General features: G+C 59.9%; 1 protein-coding gene. It reads left to right on the forward strand.

Annotation, left to right across the window (positions count from 1 at the left end):
• Positions 1-232: hypothetical protein (locus tag AO068_RS03855; RefSeq protein WP_152999737.1), on the forward strand; the 232-nt coding region annotated here is incomplete at both ends.

Raw genomic sequence — 232 nt, forward strand, 5'->3', positions numbered from 1 at the left:
TGTTGCGGCGCAGCGCGGCGATCAACAACCAGGCCGGGCAACTGATCAGCCAGGGCCTGATGACCCTCAACACATCCGGGCAACTGGATAACCGCAACCGCGGCACCGTTGCTGCCAACAACACACTGACAGTCGTCGCGGGTGGCAGTGTCCTCAACGATGCTGATGGCTTGATCTATAGCCAGAACGCCGATGCGCATTTGAATGCAGCGAGCCTCTCCAACGTTCGTGG

It is taken from the genome of Pseudomonas sp. ICMP 3272 (assembly GCF_001466905.1).
Taxonomy (GTDB): Bacteria; Pseudomonadota; Gammaproteobacteria; order Pseudomonadales; family Pseudomonadaceae; genus Aquipseudomonas; species Aquipseudomonas amygdali.